General features: G+C 67.8%; 13 protein-coding genes. 9 read left to right on the top strand and 4 right to left on the bottom strand.

The features are described from left to right. Positions 1-115: 115 nt before the first annotated feature. A complete protein-coding gene (locus ACGFI6_RS38640; protein ID WP_393127626.1) occupies positions 116-1,342 on the top strand; it encodes a family 16 glycosylhydrolase in 1,227 nt (408 codons plus the stop codon). A 28-nt stretch (positions 1,343-1,370) separates the two neighbouring features. Here the strand turns inward: ACGFI6_RS38640 and ACGFI6_RS38635 are convergent, their stop codons facing one another. Next, a complete protein-coding gene (locus ACGFI6_RS38635; protein ID WP_393127625.1) occupies positions 1,371-2,561 on the bottom strand; it encodes an ROK family transcriptional regulator in 1,191 nt (396 codons plus the stop codon). A gap of 235 nt (positions 2,562-2,796) precedes the next feature. Here ACGFI6_RS38635 and ACGFI6_RS38630 point away from each other — a divergent pair, with 235 nt between their 5' ends. From ACGFI6_RS38630 to ACGFI6_RS38600, 7 genes are all read left to right on the top strand, one after another. Continuing rightward, entirely contained in the window at positions 2,797-3,834 is a 1,038-nt protein-coding gene (locus tag ACGFI6_RS38630) for a LacI family DNA-binding transcriptional regulator (protein ID WP_393127624.1), read from the top strand. 164 nt (positions 3,835-3,998) lie between these two features. Continuing rightward, positions 3,999-5,681 (top strand): ABC transporter substrate-binding protein, encoded by a 1,683-nt coding sequence (locus ACGFI6_RS38625; protein WP_393127623.1) that lies wholly within the window; start codon positions 3,999-4,001, stop codon positions 5,679-5,681. Positions 5,682-5,774: 93 nt separating this feature from the next. After that, positions 5,775-6,788 carry an ABC transporter ATP-binding protein gene (locus ACGFI6_RS38620; protein ID WP_393127622.1) on the top strand — a complete coding sequence of 338 codons (1,014 nt, stop codon included), beginning with the start codon at positions 5,775-5,777 and terminating at the stop codon, positions 6,786-6,788. Next, the gene (locus tag ACGFI6_RS38615) at positions 6,785-7,765 is read left to right on the top strand and encodes an ABC transporter permease (protein WP_393127621.1); all 981 of its coding nucleotides are present in this window, start codon (positions 6,785-6,787) and stop codon (positions 7,763-7,765) included. Before ACGFI6_RS38620 ends, ACGFI6_RS38615 begins: the two co-directional genes overlap by 4 nt. Then, on the top strand, positions 7,765-8,775 hold the full coding sequence (locus ACGFI6_RS38610) for an ABC transporter permease (RefSeq protein WP_393127620.1): 1,011 nt from the start codon (positions 7,765-7,767) through the stop codon (positions 8,773-8,775). Before ACGFI6_RS38615 ends, ACGFI6_RS38610 begins: the two co-directional genes overlap by 1 nt. A gap of 115 nt (positions 8,776-8,890) precedes the next feature. Continuing rightward, positions 8,891-9,889 carry an ABC transporter ATP-binding protein gene (locus tag ACGFI6_RS38605; RefSeq protein WP_393127619.1) on the top strand — a complete coding sequence of 333 codons (999 nt, stop codon included), beginning with the start codon at positions 8,891-8,893 and terminating at the stop codon, positions 9,887-9,889. A 10-nt stretch (positions 9,890-9,899) separates the two neighbouring features. Then, a complete protein-coding gene (locus ACGFI6_RS38600; RefSeq protein WP_393127618.1) occupies positions 9,900-11,297 on the top strand; it encodes a GH1 family beta-glucosidase in 1,398 nt (465 codons plus the stop codon). 10 nt (positions 11,298-11,307) lie between these two features. Here the strand turns inward: ACGFI6_RS38600 and ACGFI6_RS38595 are convergent, their stop codons facing one another. Both ACGFI6_RS38595 and ACGFI6_RS38590 read right to left on the bottom strand, forming a co-directional pair. Then, positions 11,308-12,525 carry a hypothetical protein gene (locus ACGFI6_RS38595; protein WP_393127617.1) on the bottom strand — a complete coding sequence of 406 codons (1,218 nt, stop codon included), beginning with the start codon at positions 12,523-12,525 and terminating at the stop codon, positions 11,308-11,310. Further along, positions 12,522-13,034, bottom strand: a complete 513-nt coding sequence (locus ACGFI6_RS38590; RefSeq protein WP_393127616.1) for a SigE family RNA polymerase sigma factor — start codon at positions 13,032-13,034, stop codon at positions 12,522-12,524. The genes ACGFI6_RS38595 and ACGFI6_RS38590 overlap by 4 nt, the downstream gene beginning before the upstream one ends. A 112-nt stretch (positions 13,035-13,146) precedes the next feature. Between ACGFI6_RS38590 and ACGFI6_RS38585 the strand changes: the two genes are divergently transcribed. After that, complete coding sequence (locus ACGFI6_RS38585) at positions 13,147-14,751, top strand: beta-N-acetylhexosaminidase (RefSeq protein WP_393127615.1); 1,605 nt, start codon at positions 13,147-13,149, stop codon at positions 14,749-14,751. A gap of 242 nt (positions 14,752-14,993) precedes the next feature. Here the strand turns inward: ACGFI6_RS38585 and ACGFI6_RS38580 are convergent, their stop codons facing one another. Next, the gene (locus ACGFI6_RS38580) at positions 14,994-17,069 is read right to left on the bottom strand and encodes an NPCBM/NEW2 domain-containing protein (RefSeq protein WP_393127614.1); all 2,076 of its coding nucleotides are present in this window, start codon (positions 17,067-17,069) and stop codon (positions 14,994-14,996) included. Between the last annotated feature and the right edge of the window lie 5 nt (positions 17,070-17,074).

Below are 17,074 nucleotides of genomic sequence, written 5' to 3'. Positions count from 1 at the left end.
GAGAGGACTTTTTTCAGATCCTTTAATTAGTCGTGGGGTTGACGTGGGAGCGTTCTCACGGCACGCTGCGGCGCAACTACGCCCTCATTCAGACGCCCCCGAAATGAGGTACACAATGAAGCGTCCCCGCTTGCTCGCCTTGCTGGCGATCGGTGCCGCCGCAGTCGGCACCGCGCTCGTCCAACCGGCCGCCTCCGGCCATCAGCAGGCCGCCGCCGCCCAGACGGCGACGGTCTGGGAAGACAACTTCGACGGCCCCTCCGGCCAGGCCCCCGATCCCGCCAAATGGCGCTACGACATCGGTGGCAACGGCTGGGGCAACGACGAACGTGAGTACTACACCGACAGCCGCAACAACTCCGCACTCGACGGCAACGGCAACCTGGTGATCACCGCCCGGCAGGAGAACGGCGGCTACCAGTGCCACTACGGCCCGTGCCAGTACACCTCGGCGCGGCTGCTGACCGCGCAGACGTTCACCCAGACGTACGGCCGGTTCGAGGCCCGTATCAAGATCCCTCGCGGGCAAGGGATCTGGCCCGCTTTCTGGATGCTCGGCGGCGGCAACTGGCCGAACGACGGCGAGATCGACATCATGGAGAACATCGGCAAGGAGCCGGCCACCGTACACGGCACGATCCATGGGCCCGGGTACTCCGGCGCCGGCGGGATCGGTGCCGCGTACAACCATCCGAACGGCTGGTCGTTCGCCGACGACTTCCACACGTTCGCGGTCGACTGGGCCCCGGACTCGATCACCTGGTCCGTCGACGGCGTGCAGTACCAGCGCCGGACGCCGGCCGACCTGAACGGCAACACCTGGGTCTTCAACCACCCGTTCTTCATGATCCTGAACCTCGCGGTCGGCGGCTACTGGCCGGGCTACCCGGACGGCACGACGCAGATGCCGCAGACGATGACGGTCGACTACGTCCGCGTCTCCACCCTCGGCAGCTCCGGCGGCGGCGGATCGCAGATCACCGGCCTGGCCGGCAAGTGCCTGGACGTCGCCGGCGCGAACCCCGCGGACGGCACGACGGTGCAGCTGTACGACTGCAACGGGACGAACGCCCAGAAGTGGACGCGCCCCGGTGACGGAACGATCCGTGCCCTGGGCAAATGTCTCGACGTCGCGAACGCCGGCATCGCCGACGGCACCAGGGTCCAGATCGCAACCTGCAACGGAAACGCTGCCCAGCAATGGGTCTACAGCTCAGGCCACGACCTGGTGAACCCCCAGGCGAACAAGTGCCTGGACGTCACCGGCAACATCTCCACCAACGCCACACCAACCCAAATCTGGACCTGCTCCGGCGGCGGGAACCAGAAGTGGACCGTCTGACCGGAAACTTTTCGTCACCAGGTGCCGATTAGTTTCCGGAAAGGCTGCGTACTGCGCCTCCATCGCGGAGTAGGCGTACTACGGGGAGGGTCGCGGCGCCGAGTGCGACGGCGTCGCGGCCCAGTTCGCACAGGACGATCGAGACCTGGGCGTACGGGCGGCGCAGCGCGTGCTTGCCGACCTCGGTCCGCAGCTCGTCCAGGTACTTCTCGCCGATCAGCAGGCCGGCCCAGCCGCCGAGCACGATCCGCTCGGGGTTGACCAGGTTCACGAGGTTCGCGAAACCGGCGGCCAGGTAGCCGATCGTGTCCGCCACGATCGTTGCCGCCGGCTCCTTCTCCGACTCCAGAACCTCGACGAAGGCGGCCTCTTCGTCACCGCTGACCGTGCCGCCGGCCAGCCGGTACCGGTCCAGGACGCCCTCGGCGCCGACATACGCCTCGAGGCAGCCGAGCGCTCCGCAGCGGCACGGCCGGCCGCCGTACACGATCGTCATGTGACCCCACTCGCCCGCACTGCTGCGGGCGCCGCGGTAGCTGGATCCCCCTGCCACCAAGGCGGATCCGACACCGGAGCCGACCAGCGCGACGACCGCATCGGTCGCACCCCGGCCCGCGCCGAACCACATCTCCGCCTGGCCGAGCATGTTCGCACCGTTGTCCACGTGCACCGGAATATCGGTGCCCTCGGCAAGCAATGCGGCGAGCGGCACGCCCTCCCAGCCGAGCGTCTGCGCGTCGACGATCGCGTTGTCCTCGACGACGCCCGAGACCGCGACCCCGAGACCGAGGATCTGCTCCGAACGCACCTCCGACGACGCGACGACGGCCGAAAGCCCTTCCAGTACGTGCTTCACGACCTCGTCGGGCGTCGGCGTACTGATTGGATGATCGGCCCGCGCCAGGACGTTCATCGCCAGGTCGAACAGCTCCACCCGGACCCGGGTCTCCCCGACCTCGGCGCCCACGACGTACCGGAAGGTCGGTGCCACCCGCAACAACACCCGGGGACGGCCGCCCTCGGACTCCACCGAGCCGGCCTCCTCGACCACGCCCTCGGCGATCAGCTCCGCGACCAGATTGCTGACGCTGGCGGCGCTCAGCGACGTCCACACGGTCAGCTCCTGGCGACTCAGCGGACCCTCGCGGTAGATGCTGGTGAGGATCACCGAGCGGTTGGACCGGCGCATGTCGCGCACCGTGGTCCGGCGAACTTCCATCCCTCAAACCTCACCGTTGACGATGCTGCCCGGCCCCGGTCGGGCCGCCTGCCCACGAGTTCATCATGCCGCCCCGCCCGGTGGAAGCCCTCCCTTCTTCCAAGTCGTGAACTAAGCAGCGATTCGTTACCGCTCTGTGATTGACGACACCTGTACGACTCGGCTTTTATCTACGGAACCGCTTCCGAAACCGGTTCCGACGGTTCCGGCCCCACCGCCCGAGGGGAGATTCAGCGTGTCCATCACGATCGCCGACGTCGCCGCCCGTGCCGGCGTCAGCAAGACCACCGTGTCGCGCGTCCTCAACGGCAAGGGTGAGCTGGACCTGCGGACCGCCGAGCGCGTCCGGCAGGTGATCGAGGAGCTCGGGTACGTGCCGAGCGCCCGCGCCGTCGGCCTCGCCCGCGGCCGGACCCGGATCGTCGGGATGCTGGTCCCGTCGCTCACCTGGCCCTGGATGGGCGAGGTGCTGCAGGGCGCCGTCGACGTGGTCGAGAGCGAGGGCTACGGACTGCTGCTGTTCACCTTCAACCGGGGTGCCGAGTCGATGCAGCAGTTCGCGTCCCAGGTCTCGTCGCAGTCGTTCGACGGCCTGCTGGTGATCGAGCCCGAGGGCACCCTCACCTACATCGAGCAACTCCACGCCCGTGGTCTGCCGGTGGTCCTGATCGACGACCGCGACAAGCGCCCGCAGTTCCCGTCCGTCGCCACCACCAACTACGCCGGCGGCGAGTCCGCCGCCCGGCACCTGCTGGAGCTCGGCCGGCACCGGCCGCTGGTGATCACCGGTGTCGAGCGCTTCGGCTGTACCCACGAACGCCTGGACGGCTTCCGCGACACCTACGCGGCGGCCGGCATCGAGCTCGATCCGAGGCTCGTGTTCGAAGGCGATTTCACCTACGAGAGCGGGCGCCTCGGCGTCCAGCACGCACTCGGCGAGCGGCTCGAGTTCGATGCGGTCTTCGCCCACAACGACCTCTCCGCGGGCGGTGCCGTGCAGGCCGTCCGGGAGACCGGGCGGAACGTGCCGAGCGACGTGTCCGTGGTCGGGTTCGACGACATCCCGTACGCCGAGCACACCGAACCGCCGCTGACCACGGTGCATCAGCCGATGCGCCAGATGGGTCAGGCCGCGGCCCGGATGCTGATGGGGTACTTCGGCGGCACGCCGTTGCCGGACACCCCGCAAGTACTGCCGACGACGCTGATCGTCCGCAGTTCAACCGCCCCCAAGACCCGGACCCGAACCGCCCCCGAGACCCGGTCCCACTAAGGCTCCGGTGGCGGGGCAGCTGCCCCTGCTCCGCCGCCGGCGTACCCCTCGATATCGATCCGTTAAGGCGTCCGCTCTTCCCATGAGAGCGTTCTCACGCCACGATGCACCTGCTCACGCGGCTCAGGCGTGAGCATCCGCCGACAGATACACAGGAGGAACCGATGCGAGCACGACGCACAGTCGCGCTGGCCCTAGCGGGCTTGCTCGCGGCAGCCACCTTGGCTGCTTGCAGTAACGGGGACGGGAAGGCCGCCGGCAACGGCTCAGGCGGCGGCGCGACCGTCCTCAACATCGGCATGCCGAACGGTCCGCAGACCGAGAACCACAACCCGTTCCTCGGCTCCTCCTCGGGCGCCTCACTGGGCTACCGCTGGATGATCTTCGAGCCGCTGGTGATGATCAACGGGATCAAGCCCGCCGAGCCCGGCAAGCCCTGGCTGGCGACCGAGTGGAAGTGGGACGCCAACTTCACCAAGCTCTCGCTGACCATCCGGGACGGCGTGAAGTTCTCCGACGGCCAGCCGATGACCGCCGACGACGTCGCGTACTCGTTCCAGATCCGCAAGGACCACGACGCGCTGAACACCGACGCGATCCCGTACGGCACCATCGCCGCCTCGGGCAACAAGGTCGACCTGACCTTCACCCGGTCGCAGTTCACCAACCAGAACAAGATCCTGACCGTGTTCGTGATCCCGAAGCACCAGTGGTCGACGATCGCGGACCCGACCCAGGACACCTTGAAGAACCCGATCGGCACCGGCCCGTACACGGTCAAGTCGTTCACCCCGCAGACCACCACGCTGTCGGTGCGGGACTCGTACTGGCAGGACCTCCCGAAGGTCAAGGAGCTGCGGTACACCTCGTACAACGACAACAACGCGCAGACCACCGCGCTGGCCAACGGTGCCTCGGAGTGGAGCTTCGTCTTCGTCCCGAACGTGAAGGCCGTGTACCAGGACAAGGACCCGAAGAACCACAAGCTCTGGTTCCCGGCGAACCTCGGCATCCACGGTCTGTGGATCAACACCACCAAGAAGCCGTTCGACAACCCGGCCCTGCGGCGCGCGATGAACCTGGTGATCAACCGCGACGACATCTTCCAGCAGGGTGAGGCCGGGTACTTCTACCCGAAGGTCGAATCCGTCACCGGGATCCCGACCCCGGCCGGCGACCCGTTCATCGCGCCGGAGTACAAGGACAAGAAGCATTCGGTCGACGTCGACGGGGCCAAGAAGGAGCTGACCGACGCGGGCTTCAAACTCGAAGGCGATGTGCTGAAGGACCCGAGCGGCAAGCCGGTGACGATCACACTGACCGACCCGGCCGGCTGGTCGGACTACCAGACCGACCTGGAGATCATCAAGGACAACCTGTCCACGATCGGCATCAAGGCGACCGTCGACAAGGCCAACCAGGACGCCTGGACGAAGAACATCGACACCGGCAACTTCGACGCCGCGATGCACTGGACGAACGGCGGCGCGACGCCGTACGACATCTACCAGAACATCATGGACGGCAAGCTCCTGAAGCCCGTCGGCAAGGGCGGCGTGAGCGGCAACTACGGGCGCTTCAACAGCCCGGAGGCGACCAAGGCGCTCGACCAGTACGCGAACGCCGCGGACGACGCGACCCGGACAGCCGCGCTGAACACGCTGCAGAAGATCATGGTCGAGCAGATGCCGATCATCCCCACCTCGGCGTCCAACGTCGGTGGTCTGTACAGCACCAAGAACTGGGTCGGCTGGCCCGACGAGCAGAACCAGTACGGGCCGGCACAGCCGACCCAGCAGAACGCTCTGCAGATCATCCTGAACCTGAAGCCGGCCGGCGGCCAGTAACAGCGGTGTGCGGCGCCAGGCCTTTGGAACAAGGGCCTGGCGCCGTCCCGCAGTCCACAGCCGGCGAGCCCAGCGAGCCGTGATCGGAGTCAAATGACGGTCACCGAGACCGAAGTTGTACTCGAGGCCGAGGGCCTCACCAAGCATTTCCCCGTACGCCGGGGAGTCCGCGACCTGTTCACCCGCGAGCACAAGGCCGTGCACGCCGTGGACGACGTGAAGATCACGCTGCGCCGGGGACGAGTGACCGCACTGGTCGGCGAGTCCGGGTCGGGCAAGTCCACCGTGGCGCGGCTGATGGCCCAGTTGTACGGGCGGACGGCCGGTGAGATCCGGCTGCACGGCGAGCCGATCACGGTCCGCGGCGGCCGGAAGTTCCGGGCGTACGCGCGCCGGGTGCAGATGATCTTCCAGGACCCGTTCGCCTCGCTGAACCCGACGCACACCGTGCGGTACCACCTGACGCGTTCGCTTCGCATTCACGGCCGCGCGGGTGATCTCGAGGAGAATCTCCGCAAGCTCCTGGAGCAGGTGCAGCTCACTCCCCCGGAGCGTTATCTCGACAAGTTCCCGCACGAGCTGTCCGGTGGCCAGCGGCAGCGCGTGTCGATCGCCCGGGCGCTCGGTGCCGATCCCGAGGCGCTGCTCGCGGACGAGCCGGTCTCGATGCTCGACGTGTCGATCCGCCTCGGCGTACTGAACCTGCTCCGGGACCTGAAGGAGCGGCTCAACCTCGCGATCCTCTACATCACGCACGACATCGCGTCGGCGCGGTACTTCGCCGATGAGACGCTGGTGATGTACGCCGGGCGCATGGTCGAGGGCGGCGATTCCGAGACCGTCACGCAGACCCCGGCGCACCCGTACACGCGGCTGCTGATCGAGAGCGCCCCGGATCCGGACCGGCTCGGAGTGCTGAGCACGCCCGAGGACCAGGCCGGCGGCGAGCCGCCCAGTCTGATCGCGCCGCCGGGCGGCTGCCGGTTCAACCCGCGCTGTGTGCACGCGATGCCCAAGTGCTCGACCGAGCTTCCGCCCCGCTTCGAGTTGCCTGCTGCCGGTCACTGGGCCGCTTGCTGGCTCTACGAGGAGGGTGCGTCGAAGTGAAGTTCCTCCTGCAACGGTTGGCCTTCTACGTCTTCACGGCGTGGGCCGCGCTGACCATCAACTTCTTCATCCCGCGACTGATCCCGGGCGACCCGGTGACGTCGCTGATCAACAAGTTCCAGGGCCAGATGAGTACGGACGCGATCAACTCGCTGTACGTGCTGTTCGGCCTGGACAAGAACGCGTCGCTCTGGAGCCAGTACATCGACTACTGGGGCCAGGTGTTCCACGGCGACCTCGGGTTGTCGTTCACGTTCTTCCCGACGCCGGTCGCGGACATCCTGAAGCAGAGCCTGCCGTGGACGATCGCGCTGGTCGGCATCACCACGTTCGCCAGCTTCATGATCGGTACGTCGCTGGGCGTCATCGCCGGCTGGCGGCGCGGGTCGATCATGGACGGTCTGTTGCCGGTGACAACGTTCCTGTCGTCGATCCCGTACTTCTGGCTCGGTCTGCTCGCGATCGCGGTGCTCGCCGGCCCGGACAGCATCTTCCCGTCGTCCGGCGGGTACGAGCCCGGCCTGGTACCGGGGTGGAGCGGGACCTTCATCGGCAGCGCGATCCAGCACAGCCTGCTGCCCGCGCTCACGATCCTGATCTCGTCGGTGAGCGGCTGGATCCTGACCATGCGGAACATGATGGTGACGGTCGCCTCCGAGGACTACATCACCGTCGCGCACGCGAAGGGCCTGCCGGAGCGGCGGGTGATGGTCAGCTATGCGGCCCGCAACGCGCTGCTGCCGAACGTGTCCGGCTTCGCTCTGTCGCTCGGGTTCATCGTCGGCGGCACGCTGCTGGTGGAGATCGTGTTCTCCTACCCGGGCATCGGCTACAACCTGTTCCAGGCGGTCGGGGCCAAGGACTACCCGTTGATGCAGGGCGTGTTCCTGGTGATCACGCTGTCGGTCCTGGTGGCCAACCTGCTCGCCGACGTCGCGTATCTGCTCCTCGACCCGCGCACCCGGAAGGAGGGCTGATGACCGCCACTGTTACTGCCGTGACGCCGACCGCTGTGGTCCCGGCCAAGCGCCGACGGCTGCGGTTCGTCGCGAACCCGAAGGCAGCGACCGGCCTGGTCGTACTGGCCTTCTTCTGCCTGATCGCGATCATCGGCCCGTGGATCGCGCCGTTCGATCCGTCCGCGCGGAGCAGCGACCTGATCCAGGCGCCGTCCGGCAAGCACTGGTTCGGGACGACGCACCTCGGGCAGGACATCTTCAGCCAGGTGCTGGTCGGGACCCGCGGCGTGATGTTCGTCGGCCTGCTGGCCGGCCTGGTCGCGACCGCACTGTCGATCCTGATCGGGGTCAGCGCGGGCTTCCTCGGCGGCGCCGCCGACGACAGCCTGTCCGCGCTCTCAAACGTTTTCCTGGTGATTCCGGCACTCCCGCTGATCATCATCGTCGCCTCGACGATCCCGTCGGCCGGCGACCTGATGGTTGCCCTGGTCATCGGTTTCACCTCGTGGGCCTGGGGTGCACGGGTGCTGCGGGCGCAAACGTTGTCGCTGCGCCGGCGGGACTACGTGGAGGCTGCGCGGGCGACCGGCGAGAGCACCTGGCGGATCATCACGTTCGAGATCATGCCGAACCTGACTGCGATCATCGCGTCCGGTTTCGTCGGTACGGTGATCTTCGCGGTGATGTCCGAGATCACGCTGGCGTTCATCGGCATCTCGACGATCTCCGAGTGGAACTGGGGCACGATCCTGTTCTGGGCACAGTCGCAGCAGGCACTGGCGCAGGGCGCGTGGTGGTGGTTCGTCCCGGCCGGTCTCGCGATCGCGGTGCTCGGTACCGCGCTGTCGCTGATCAACTTCGGCATCGACGAGTTCGTCAGCCCGCGGTTGCGGTCGAGCGGTCATACCAAGGTGAAGACCAAGGACGGGCACACGGTGCGGATGCGGGTCGGCTTCACTCCGGTCCTGGGCACGTCGAAGGACCCCGTTACCCCCGTCGCACCACGTCGTGAGGAGGAGGTCGCATGACTGTGTCATGGCCGCGACTCCGTCGCGGCGGGTCATGGGGCTGGAACTCCCGTCCTTCCCTCGTCGCTCCGGTCGCTACGCTCCCTCCGCTCCTCAGTCCAGGCCGGGAGGCCCCATGACCAAGCCCGTACTCGAGATCAAGAACTTCCATGTCGACTACGGCCTCGGTGACGAGGCGGTGCAGGCCGTTCGCGATGTGACGTTGACCCTGCACCGCGGCGAGGTCCTCGGGCTGGCCGGTGAGAGCGGCAGCGGGAAGTCGACGCTGGCGTACGGCGTGACACGGCTGCTACCGCCGCCTGGCGTGATCAGCGGCGGGTCGGTGATCTACCACCCTGCTTCGGGCGATCCTTACGACGTGATGGCGCTGACCGACGCGGAGCTGCGGAAGTTCCGCTGGGCCGAGACGTCGATCGTGTTCCAGGGCGCGATGAACTCGCTGAACCCGGTGCACAAGGTCTCCACGCAGATGCTCGACGTGATCAAGGCGCACGAGCCGGACCTGTCGCCACCGGCCCGGATCGCGAGGGCTCAGGAAATGCTGAAACTCGTCGGCATTTCCGCGGACCGGATGGACGCGTACCCGCACCAGCTGTCCGGCGGCATGCGGCAGCGGGTGATGATCGGGATGGCACTCGTGCTCGAGCCGCAGGTCGTGATCATGGACGAGCCGACCACCGCGCTGGACGTGGTGATGCAGCGGCAGATCCTCGCTCAGCTGGTCGAACTGCGCGAACGGCTCGGGTTCTCGGTGCTGTTCATCACCCACGACCTGTCACTGCTCGTCGAGTTCTCGGACCGGATCGCGATCATGTACGGCGGCCGCATCGTCGAGGAAGCACGCTCCGGCGACCTGTACAGGGACTCCCTGCATCCGTACAGCGAGGGCCTGCTCAAGTCGTTCCCTGCGTTGCGCGGGGCCCGTCGTGAACTCGCGGGCATCCCGGGCTCGCCGCCTGACCTCCGTGGCATGCCGTCGGGGTGCTCGTTCCATCCTCGTTGTCCGCAAGCGTTCGACCGTTGCTCCACCGAGATTCCCGTCCTCGGGATTCCTTCGGCACGCAACGATCCCAACCGTTCGGTCGCGTGCTGGCTACCCGGCCGCACCGCCTAGAAAGGCGAATATGAGTACAACATCTGTCTCGGGGGCGGCCGAACTGGTCGCGGGGCTTCCGTCCGGATTCCGCTGGGGGGTCGCGACCTCGGCGTACCAGATCGAGGGCGCGATCGCCGAGGACGGGCGGACGCCGTCGATCTGGGACACGTTCTGCCAGGTGCCGGGCGCGATCGACAACGGTGACACCGGCGACATCGCCTGCGACCACTACCACCGGATGCCGCAGGACGTCGCCCTGATCAAGGACCTCGGCCTGGACACGTACCGGTTCTCGGTCGCCTGGCCGCGGGTGCAGCCGCGCGGCAAGGGCCCGGTCAACCCGGCCGGCCTCGGGTTCTACGACCAGCTCGTCGACGAGCTGCTTGCCCAGGGCATCGACCCGTGGGTGACGCTGTACCACTGGGACCTGCCGCAGGAGCTCGAGGACGCCGGCGGCTGGCCGGTGCGCGACACGGCGTACCGCTTCGCCGAGTACTCGATGCTCGTGTTCGACGCCTTGAAGGATCGCGTCGACACCTGGACCACGTTGAACGAGCCGTGGTGCTCGGCGATGCTCGGGTACGCGTACGGTGCGCATGCTCCGGGGCGGCGCGAGTACCCGGCTGCGCTGGCCGCCGTACATCACCTGCTGCTCGGCCACGGGCTCGCGACTTCCCAGATGCGCGAGGCCGCGCCGCGCAAACTCGACATCGGCATCACGCTGAACGTCGCGACCGCGTACCCGGCGTCCGACGCTGCACCCGACGTCGACGCCGCCCGCCGCGCCGACGGGATGGGGCGGCGCATCTACCTCGACCCGCTCGTGCGTGGGCACTACCCGGCCGACATCGTGGCGGACCTGGCGCGTGAGGGCGTCGAGCTCCCGATCGAGGACGGCGACCTGGAGATCATCTCGGCACCGATCGACGTCCTCGGGGTGAACTACTACTTCAGCCAGAAGTTCACCGGGTACGCCGAGGACGGCAGCACTCTCGATGCCAACGGTCTCCCGGTGAGTCGCGACGTACCGCTCGGGAAGCCCCGCACCGCGATGGACTGGGAGATCGTCCCCGAGGGCTTCACCGAACTGCTGCTCAGCATCGCGCGCGACTACCCCGGCCTCCCGATGGTCATTACGGAGAACGGCTCCGCCTTCGAGGACGTCCCCGACGCCGACGGCTTCGTCAACGACACCGACCGCACGGCCTACTTCACCTCCCACCTGGCCGCGGTCGCCGACGCCATCGCGGAGGGCGCCGACATCCGCGGCTACCTGGCCTGGTCCCTCCTCGACAACTTCGAATGGGCGTACGGCTACGTCAAACGCTTCGGCATCACCCGCGTCGACTACGAAACCCAAACCCGAACCCCGAAGGCCAGCGCCCTCTACCTGAAAGACCTCGCCGCCCAACACCGGGGGAGGTAACACCCACCCGCTACTTGTCGAGAGCCGGGTCGGCGACGAGGGTGAGGATCTGGGCCTTGGTGACGGCGTCCTTGGGGCGTTCGGTTCCTGGGTAGAGGATCCGAACCGCAGCCAGGTCGCCGTCCGGCTGGACATAGGTCGCGCCCATCACGTACATCGGTCCGCCTTGGTACGTCCGCGCCCCTTCGGCGTACTCACCCTTGCCGCCGTTCGGAAGTGTGACCGGACCGCAGGCCGGCACCGACAGTTGCTCCTGGCACTCGCTCGCGACGACGGCGGCGTCGAGCGAGATCTCGACCGTGGCCGAACTCGAGCCCTTGGTCCACTTCTCCGCCACCGACAGCTCGCCGGGATGGTCGTCCACCCGATCGCGCTGCAGCTTGCCACCCAACTGGTGCGCTGCAGTCGTCTCCAGTACCTCGGGTGCCGGGGCGAAGTCCTTCAGTTGGTCTTCCTGTGCCTGCTGCGCGGCCGTCAAAGGCGGCAAGTTGAGATCCGGGTCGCTGACGAACGCGGTCAGCTGCGCGTCGGTGATCCCGGTCGACGACAACGAGACGTCGGTGTTGTTGCCGAAGAGCGGGTCGAGCGCGAGATAGGCGAACTCACCGTCGGGCTGGACGTAGCTGAGCTCGACCACCTTGCCCCGGTGCCCGATCATCGCCGGGCGCCCGTTCGGCAGAGTGAGCGAGTGACATGCCAGCTGCGGCTGGGAGTAGCTGCCGCACGTGTTCATGGCCTGCTTCTCCGAGCGGGACAGTTGGACGAGCAGCATGCCCTCACCACGCTCGCCGGCAATCTTCCAGCCCACCTTGTGGGACGTCCCGCGGCTACCCACGTTCGCGTCGATCTGGAAGGGTCCGATGCTCAGGTCGAGATGCTTCTTCGCCGGATCGAAGTGCTTCACCAGCAGGCCTGTCATCAGCGTGTCGAAAGCCTGGATCTTCGACACGGCGGCCGCGTCGGCTGCCTCCGCCTCGCTCATCGCGTGCTCCTGGGTCGCGGTCGGAGCCTGGTCGTCGGCAGCATCGCGCAGCGAGCCGTTCAGCCCGACAGCCGCAGCGGCGACGGCAGCGACCGCCACGGTCGCCGACGCGCCGCTCAGCAGCCGGCGCCGGACGAGGCGGCGACGGCCCGCGGCCAGGTCATCGGCGAGCGCGCGGGGCAGCAGCGTGTCCTGTGCCTCGGCAGCCGTGGTGAGTCTGTCCTGCAGAGTCTTCTCGTCGATCATCGGTGTCCTCCTACGGCCCGAAACTGGGCGGTCAGCAAGTTGTTGAGGCGGGAGAGAGCGCGGGCGCTCTGGCTCTTCACGGTGCCGGTGCTGCAGTTCAGGTCCGCGGCCGTTTCGTCGACGGAGAGGCCGACGTAGAACCGCAGTACCACCACCTGTCGCTGGCCGTGCGGCAACGTGCCCAGCGCCTCCAGCAGGGCGCGCCGGTCCTCGAACGCGAAGCCGGCGTCGGTCGCCGGATCCAGCCCGTCGAGACCGCTGTCCTCCCGCCGCCAGGGCCGGCGGCTCTCGTCGATCCCGGAGTTCACCAGGATCCGTCGCGCGTAGGCGTCGACCTCGCCGCTACGCCGGACCCGTGGCCAGGCGACGTACAGCTTCATCAGCGCCGTCTGCACCAGGTCCTCGGCCCGGTGGACGTCGCCACACAGTAGGTACGCGACGCGTCGCAGGTGGGTACGTCGCTGCTCGACGTACGCGCTGAACTCCTCGTCCCGCGATGTTCGTGCCATCCGTTGTCCCCTCACTCAATCCGTCACCGATGAATACGGAGCCCCCCGGAGATCGGTTGTCAGGGTCGGTCAAGTGGTATCCGGATGCGCGGTATTGCCGCAAACTCGTGGGATGAGCCTTCCCGTCATCCCCGCACCCGCCACGGCCGCCGCTTCCGATGACGGCACCTTTACGCTGAGTAGCTCGTCAGGTGTTGTCGCGCAGTCACCGGAGCTGGCGGGTCTCGCCGCGCGGTTCGCTGAGGACGTTCGGCTGGACACTGGCCTTGCTTTGACCACGGGCGCGGGCATTACCGTCGTGCTCGCCGACGACGGGCTCGACGACGTACCGCCGGCTGCCGGACTCCGAGCTGACGGCTTGGACGGTTTGGACGCTGATGAGCGGCACGGGCTCGAGGTGACGGCCGAGGGCATTCGCGTTTGGGGCCGCACGGCGGAGGCGGTGCACCGTGGGCTCACCTCGCTGCGTCAACTGATCTCGGCACATCTTCAGGACGGTACGGCGGTCCTGCCTGCGGTCCGGGTCGTCGACGGACCGCGGTTCGCGTGGCGCGGGCTGTCGTTCGACGTCGTACGGACGTTCCATGCGCCGGAGGAAGTACGCCGCATCATCGACATGCTCTCGCTGTACAAGCTGAACGTGCTCCACCTGCATCTCACCGACGACCAGGGCTGGCGGGTCGAAGTACCGTCACGGCCCGCGCTCATCGAGGTGGGTGCGACCGGTGCGATCGGTGATCGGCCCGGCGGGTACTACAGCCAGGCCGAGCTGGCCGATCTTGTCGCTTACGCGGCAGAGCGGTACGTCACTGTCGTACCGGAGATCGACCTGCCCGGGCACACGGCGGCGGTGTTCAAGGCGTACCCGGAGTTGGGGCCGGCCGAGCCGCAGACGATGGACACCGGGGACGGGAACCAGCTCCACCTCGGCACGCTCGATCCGGCGCGGGACGAGACGTGGACGTTCGTCGAGGACGTGCTGGATGCGGTGATTCCGCAGTTCCCGCGGAGTGCCTACGTACACATCGGCGGGGACGAGACGTGGAGCATGGCCGACGAGGACCACGCCGCGTTCGTCGAGAAGGCGTCGGCGCTCGTACGGGCGCGGGGCAAGCGGGTCGTGGGGTGGCAGGAGATCGCCCGCGCGAAGCTCGACGCCGAGGACGTGGTGCAGTACTGGCTGGATCTCGACGTCGACAATCTGCCCGAGAACCCGGACGCCCCGACGCCGCCGGCGGAGCTGATGCCGGTGCTGCTCGAGGCGCTGCGGAAGGCGAAGTACGACGCTCCGAAGGCGCTCGAGCAGGGCGCGAAGCTGATCGTCTCCCCGGTCACCTGGCTGTACTTCGACCGCCCGCACGCCGACGCCTCCTCCGACCCGGACCAAGAGAAAGCCCGCGACCGCCTCGGCCTCAAGTTCTACGGCGCGGCCTCCATCGAGCACGGCATCTCCTGGGACCCGATCGACACCATCCCCGGCATCACCAGCCCCGACCAGATCGCCGGCATCGAAGCCGCCATCTGGTGCGAAACCATCGTCACTCCCGAAGATCTCGAACTGATGCTCCTCCCCCGCCTCCCCGGCGCCGCCGAGAAGGGCTGGGGCCCGCCGGACACCGACTGGACCGACTACGCGAGCCGCCTCGGCGCGCAGTCCGCGGCCTGGCGGCGCCGCGGCTGGACCTGGCACCGCTCCACCGAGGTCAACTGGACCTAGCCGCCGCACCTCCAGCACTCACCAACCCACCGGCGAGCACCCCACGGCGCCGCCCCGAGCCTGATCCAGCCGATCCACCGGACCTTGGTGAGTGCCCCACGTCCGGGGCGCCAGGCCATCACAATTGGGCGCCTGGGCCCGGACGCCGTGGAGCGGCGTTGGAGGGCGGCGATTGTGATGGCCTGGCGGTCCGCGCTCGGCTGCGGAGGTGGGCGGACCGTGGTCGGTCCACCCACCGTTCGTCAGCAGGTTGCGGTGGGGGCGGCCCAGTCGGCTCGGTCGTTGTAGCCGCCGTCGCCGGCGTCGCCGACGACGAGGTTGAGGACCCGCACGCCGGTCAGGTCTACGTCGAACTGCTTCGGGGTGAAGCGGTCCACGATGCCGCTGTCGTACAGGACCTTGCCGTCGCCGACGACCTGGAACGTGGAGGTCCCGCCGTCCGGCCCGACCGTGCTCACCACGTCGTCGATGCCGACGGTGCCGGTCAGCCGCGAGCAAGCCTTGCCCAGGTAGTACTGAACCTGCGAAGGCGAGGCGACACCGATCCCGGTCGGATACGTTGTGCCGGTGAGCTTGATCGGGTTGCCACCACCGACACTCTCGTCGATCGTCGGCGTCATCCAGCCACTCGTCGCGGTGATCCAGTCATGGTGCGACAGCGGAACCGTCCCACTCGGGGGCGCCGGAGCCACGACCACCGGCGACAGTACGGTCGTCTGCCGCTGCACACCGTTCAGAATCGTCCGGTACGTCGTCGTCGCGGTGAGGCTCGCCGTACCAGGCGGAGCCCCGGCCGGCAGCTTCACGGTGAACGCGTACGTCGCCTGCTTGCCGCCCTCGATCAGGATCGGTGCCTTCGACAACGACTTCACCGTCCACCCGGCGCCACCGGCAACCGTCACAGCCGGGTTGAAGATTGGCTGCAAGCCATCGTTGCGCACGGCAACCTGAACGGTCAGCTCGTCGCCCCCGGCAACGACCGGCGCGGCACCGGCCGGCTGCGCGTCAGCGCCAACCTTCGTCACCTGCGGGATCCCCGCCGTCACATGCGGAGCACCCGGCACACCACGCGCCGTCTGCACCCGGAACAGCGCGGTACCGTGCGCCGGAACCGCCGCGCTGATCACGCCACCGCTCTCGGTGACCTTGTTCGTCCACGCGTTCTTCAGCGTGAACCGGTCGCCATGCAGACCCACCGCCGCAGCAGTCGTCGTCACCGTCTGCGCGCTGTCGCCACGGTTGAGCAGTACGACAGCACGGCTGCCGTCGGCGAGCCGCTTCACCCAGGTCTCGGTCGTACCGGCCGCGCCGACCCGCACCGCTTGGACGGCGGCCTTGTCCTGGTCGATCGCGATGACATCAGGATCGGTCAGCATCCCGATCGTCGTCGCGGACAGCTTCCGGACGTCGCTCCCGACCACCAGCGGAGCAGCAGCGACGGCCCACAGCGTCAGCTGCGTACGGAACTCCTCGTCCGACATCCCGAGCTCCGGCGCCAGATAGTCCGGGTCGCTGAACGCACCAGGCTTCACAACCTCAGGGTGCCGCGCATTCGCGTCGTAGTTCCGAAGGACGTCCTTGAACTTGATGTCGCCCTGGAACCCGACATCGGTGTACGTCCGCCAGGACTGCGCGATCCCAGGTGCGTACGACCAGGAGTTGATCGACTGCTGCGATTCCGGGTAGTTGCCCCAGTCCGGCGAGGTCACCGGGTTGCAGAGGTTGAAGATCATCGGCCGGTGGCTGGCGTTGTTGCGCAGCGCCTGGGCGAACTCCGTATAGACCGTCTTCGGGTCGAGGTTGGCCGCGATCCCGCACAGGTAGTCGACCTTGACCGCGTCGAAACCCCAAGCGGCGAACGTGTCCGCGTCATGCTGGTAGTGCCCGCCGCTGCCGAGGCCGCATTTGCCCGGGATGTACGGGCCCGCGTCGGTGTAGATGCCGGCCTTCAGCCCCTTGCTGTGGATGTAGTCGACGAGCGGCTTCAGGCCGTTCGGAAACTTGGCCGGATTCGGGACCAGGTCGCCGGCGTCGCTGCGGGACTGGTCGGCCTGCCAGCCGCCGTCCAGCCAGACGATGTCGTACCCGGCCTTCGCGAGGCCGCGGCTGACCAGCGAGTCCGCGACCGACTTGATCGTGTCCTCGGTGAAGTCGCCGCCGAGGCCGTAGTACGTGTTCCAACCCATGTACGGGGTCGGGCTGAGCACCGGAGCTGTGGCCTGAGCCGCCGCAGCTCCGGTGCTGGTGGTCGCGATCGCGCCGGCCGCGAGCGCCAGCGCAACCACCCCACCGAGCAATCGCCCGAGAGGTCTTCTCATCTCTT

The organism is Kribbella sp. NPDC048928, from assembly GCF_043197975.1.
Classification (GTDB): Bacteria; Actinomycetota; Actinomycetes; order Propionibacteriales; family Kribbellaceae; genus Kribbella.
This window is presented reverse-complemented; position numbering and strand designations above follow the sequence as displayed.

Excerpts from the sequence above, each read along its gene's own strand:
- ACGFI6_RS38640 (WP_393127626.1), top strand. The coding sequence starts at position 116 with ATGAAGCGTCCCCGCTTGCTCGCCTTGCTGGCGATCGGTGCCGCCGCA.
- ACGFI6_RS38635 (WP_393127625.1), bottom strand. The coding sequence starts at position 2,561 with ATGGAAGTTCGCCGGACCACGGTGCGCGACATGCGCCGGTCCAACCGC.
- ACGFI6_RS38625 (WP_393127623.1), top strand. The coding sequence starts at position 3,999 with ATGCGAGCACGACGCACAGTCGCGCTGGCCCTAGCGGGCTTGCTCGCG.
- ACGFI6_RS38620 (WP_393127622.1), top strand. The coding sequence starts at position 5,775 with ATGACGGTCACCGAGACCGAAGTTGTACTCGAGGCCGAGGGCCTCACC.
- ACGFI6_RS38610 (WP_393127620.1), top strand. The coding sequence starts at position 7,765 with ATGACCGCCACTGTTACTGCCGTGACGCCGACCGCTGTGGTCCCGGCC.
- ACGFI6_RS38605 (WP_393127619.1), top strand. The coding sequence starts at position 8,891 with ATGACCAAGCCCGTACTCGAGATCAAGAACTTCCATGTCGACTACGGC.
- ACGFI6_RS38600 (WP_393127618.1), top strand. The coding sequence starts at position 9,900 with ATGAGTACAACATCTGTCTCGGGGGCGGCCGAACTGGTCGCGGGGCTT.
- ACGFI6_RS38595 (WP_393127617.1), bottom strand. The coding sequence starts at position 12,525 with ATGATCGACGAGAAGACTCTGCAGGACAGACTCACCACGGCTGCCGAG.
- ACGFI6_RS38590 (WP_393127616.1), bottom strand. The coding sequence starts at position 13,034 with ATGGCACGAACATCGCGGGACGAGGAGTTCAGCGCGTACGTCGAGCAG.
- ACGFI6_RS38585 (WP_393127615.1), top strand. The coding sequence starts at position 13,147 with ATGAGCCTTCCCGTCATCCCCGCACCCGCCACGGCCGCCGCTTCCGAT.
- ACGFI6_RS38580 (WP_393127614.1), bottom strand. The coding sequence starts at position 17,069 with ATGAGAAGACCTCTCGGGCGATTGCTCGGTGGGGTGGTTGCGCTGGCG.